Annotated in this window: 3 protein-coding genes; all 3 read right to left on the reverse strand. The window is 41.3% G+C overall.

Features of this window, described 5'->3' with window-relative positions; genetic code table 11:
• Window positions 1-411 (reverse strand): hypothetical protein (locus BN93_RS17910; RefSeq protein ID WP_044259941.1); only part of this gene is annotated, 411 nt, incomplete at its 3' end.
• A 170-nt stretch (window positions 412-581) separates the two neighbouring features.
• Window positions 582-722, reverse strand: a complete 141-nt coding sequence (locus BN93_RS17445) for a hypothetical protein (protein ID WP_157462709.1) — start codon at window positions 720-722, stop codon at window positions 582-584.
• Window positions 723-1174: 452 nt separating this feature from the next.
• Window positions 1175-2800, reverse strand: a 1626-nt coding sequence (locus BN93_RS16640; RefSeq protein ID WP_232211119.1) for an RHS repeat-associated core domain-containing protein, incomplete at its 5' end; no start/stop codon positions are given.

The raw sequence follows: 2800 nt of genomic DNA on the forward strand, positions 1-2800 counted from the left end.
TCTTCCTTGATCACAACCTCCACTAAATTTCCAAAATTTATCATTAACATATGGTGCACAAGGAGTTTCATCTTCAAAAGTTGATTTTATTGATTGCATCTTATATTTCTTTTCAACCTTATTATATATAACAGGAAAATAAGGACTTAAATATATAATATTAGAATCAACAGATAAGAAAAAATCTATGCCCAAATACCCACCATTATATGGTGCCTGGTAAAAGATGGAATCACCACCATCTCCTAAAACCAAGACATCATATGTATCCTTCTCTAAGACTTGAAAAGTGAAATCTATTTCTTTACAGTGATAAGTATATACACCAGAATGACGACGACACCGTACTATGACAGACAAAATTACCATCAAAAAGAATATCACAAATACAACATACCTTCTCTTTACCATAAGTTCTTAAATTCAGCCCATCCTCTTTTTACAAAACTAATCACAGAATTTCTTAAATTAGACTCCTATGTTATAAAATTTATGTGAGTATAAGTTTGACTCCAACCATAATATTCTGCATTCTGAGTGGAAATACCTCCTGTTCCACCTTGATATACATCAAAGTTAATTCATGCGTCCCTCCATGGAATACCATTTTTGGCAGCAACAATACCAGCAGCAATATTTCCGATATCCCGTGCAGAAGTATATATCTCCTGACCAAATGCTGTTTTTCCAATACTCATGCCACGATAAACATACTTCAGCACAAACCAGTCATTTTATATGGATAGGAGAGTGTTTTTTTAGGAATGAAATCAAGCCACGTTGTTTCATGTTATGATATTGGAGTTCATAAGTTCGTTTATTCCAAGTCATCGTTATTTTAGATGTATTGGTAGAGATGTAAGAAGTAATTCTTTTTTCATTCCTTACCGCATTTTTTATATGAAAAATCAGTGAATCCTGTAATTCTCGATTTAGAAATACACTATCTTTTTCCTCAAAGACACTATCTACCGGAGTGTGCCACGTCTTTTTTGAATTGTCGAAGCTGGACAGTAAAACATGTTTATATTTAGTAGTCCTTAGATAGTCTCCATTGATTGTTATCTCATAATAAACAGTACTATCACCATACACGTCATAGACACACTTAAATTTAGACAAGGGAGAGGTGCACCCCCCTGTCACAACAACAAATAGAATAGCTAGAAAAAATTTAATCATCTGAGATATGTGATAAGCGCTGTTGAAAATTATGTTCTCTACGCAACATGTTTTCTGTGTATTTATACTTATTCCTATACCGACCCAACCCTATGGTTTGCAACTCCTCTACAGACTGTTTCTTTTCTGTAACAAGATATGTTCCGTCAGTATATTTGTAATCCTCTTTTTCCGAAGTGGATATACCTTCCATATATCTGAGACTGTGGATAAGTTCATGCCCCAATGTTATTTCTGCAGGCGTATAACCATTTTCAGAACGGTTTGTTTTTGGATTCCGCACAGTATTTGTTGTTGGGCTCAAGTCTATGTCTATTTGGACATCGGATCCCGGTAGAGAACCAGTGGGATGTTTAAACTCTTTCCTTCCCCACTTTTCTAATGCTATAGCAGACCTTTCGTCATCTGTGTTTTGATAAATGGTTGTGGTATGTTTATTGTTAATTACATCCCTTAGCAGGGATGTCCCTGTTTTCAGGTTCTTACTTCTATTATCCCACCTTTTTCCACCTATTGTTACCACACCTGTCTTTCTATTGACAAATAGGTTATCATTTGTTAGCTTTTGCAGGAACTTTAGAACTTTCATTCGTTCTTGGCGATTTCCTGCTAGTACTAATTTCTCTCCATCGGGATCTATCAGTTTCACCGGATTCCCTGCACAATAAACATATCCACCGATGGAGGGATATTTCTCTGTCAGAGCATCCACCCCATACCACAGACTCGTAACAGGGTTCATATACCTCGCCCCGTAATAATACAATCCTGTCTCTTGGTCGAGTTCCTTGCCGTTGAACTTGTACGGCATTTCCTCGGACGAAGAATGTTCGTCCACGAGCAGTTCGCCATAAGGCAGATAAGCATCGAACTGGGTGATGTTGGCCTTGGCGTCGGTGATGTAAGAGGTGCTGCCGAGGTGGTCACTATGATAGAAGAAGATTTCCTCGGTGCTGGTGGTGTCGGCAGGGACATAGCCATACCCAGGCTGCGCATTGTCAGGGTCTTCGGGTTTCTGCCATTGAATGGGTGGGCCAGGAACATCTCCTTTCTTGTTGAACTTCGGTCGTTGCACCCAACCTTCGGGCACAGAGTGGTCGCCCAACTCCCCGATGATGGTGTTGTAGCCATAGCCGGTGTTGTCGGGATCGGCCGTTGCACCCTTCATCGTAGGAACACCAGGAGGTGTGCCTAAGGACTTGTAATACTCCTCGCGCTGTTTCTCTATCTGCATCATGCGGGCGGCATAGTCTTTCTGGCCTGCCGTAACGTTGTTGCCGCTGATGCCGTAGACATTACTGAACTTGCCTGTTCCAAGTTTGCTTGCTACGCGTTTGTCGCCGATGAAGTAATGCTTGGTAAAGCGGTTCTTCGTTACGGTGATAATCGGGGCAGGATAAATGGTGTAATCTTCCGTTTCGTGGAACGTGATTCCCTGCGGTGCACCATTTACGTATACGCCTTCGAGGTCGCCGTGGCTCTTGACGATACGCTCGCCGGCGGCATTATAGGTGTATCGGCTGGTCTTGCCGTTGTCCGACAAAACCATCAGGCGGTTGTCCTCGTCCCAATACATTCTCCGCTCGATGTTCAGGCTGTCGTTCTCCACCAGTGTTGG

Origin of the sequence: Prevotella conceptionensis 9403948 (assembly GCF_000312305.1) — a bacterium.
Classification (GTDB): domain Bacteria; phylum Bacteroidota; class Bacteroidia; order Bacteroidales; family Bacteroidaceae; genus Prevotella; species Prevotella conceptionensis.